At 68.5% G+C, this 894-nt stretch carries 1 protein-coding gene; it reads right to left on the bottom strand.

From position 1 onward, the window contains the following. Positions 1–153 precede the first annotated feature (153 nt). Positions 154–891 (bottom strand): IS21-like element helper ATPase IstB, encoded by a 738-nt coding sequence (gene istB / locus OX89_RS14065; protein WP_011805003.1) that lies wholly within the window; start codon positions 889–891, stop codon positions 154–156. Positions 892–894 lie beyond the last annotated feature (3 nt).

Raw genomic sequence — 894 nt, forward strand, 5'->3', positions numbered from 1 at the left:
TGCGCATTCCACTGATGGCGGACAGTGATTCCATTCCCATCGCGGACAGCGTTCCAGGCGATGGCGGACACGTTGCGCGGGTGTCCTGAGTGACGCTCAAATCGTAGCCGAAGTGTCCGCCATCAGCGTGGAATGGCGGTCGGCGCGGCCGGCTCAGACGGCCTTGGTGAGCTTGCGCATCGACTCGCCCTTGAGGGCTATCTTGTGCGAGCCGTGCACGATGCGGTCCAAGATGGCGTCGGCCAGCGTGGGCTCGTCCAGCCAGGCGTGCCAGGCCGTCACCGGCAACTGGCTGGTGATGAGCGTCGAGCGCGTGCCCACCCGGTCGTCCAGCAATTCCAGCAGGTCGTTTCGCTCGTGCGCGGCAATCGGCGCGATGCCGAAGTCGTCCAGGATGAGCAGGTCCAGCCGCGCCAGTTGCGCCAGCCGTTTGCCCAGGCTGCCATCGCCGTGGGCCACGTGCAGCTCCTGCAGCAGCCGTGGCGCGCGGGTGTAGAGCACCGAGAAGCCCAGGCGCGCGGCCTGCTGCCCCAGTGCGCAGGCGAGCCACGTCTTGCCGCACCCGGTGGCGCCGGTGAGCAGCACGTTGTGGCCATGGCGCAGCCAGTCCCCGCCGGCCAGGCTGGTGATGACCTCTCGGCTCAGGCCCCGGCTGGCGCGCCAGTCGATGTCCTCCAGGCAGGCACTGGAGACCTTCAGGCGGGCCGCCTTCAACAGGCGCTCCAGGCGCTTGCTGTCACGCCAGTCCACCTCGCGCTGCACCAGCAGCGCCAGGCGTTGTTCAAAGGGCAGCTCGCTGGCCGTGATGTGGGTGGCCGCGTCGCTGAGGGCGGCCACCATGCCGTCCAGGCGCAGGGCGCGCAGTTGGTTCAAGGTCTGTTCGTTGAGCATGGT

The organism is Diaphorobacter sp. J5-51, assembly GCF_001023515.1.
Lineage (GTDB): Bacteria > Pseudomonadota > Gammaproteobacteria > Burkholderiales > Burkholderiaceae_C > Diaphorobacter > Diaphorobacter nitroreducens.

Bases quoted from the DNA above. Each gene is read 5' to 3' on its own strand.
- istB (WP_011805003.1), bottom strand. From the start codon at position 891: ATGCTCAACGAACAGACCTTGAACCAACTGCGCGCCCTGCGCCTGGAC.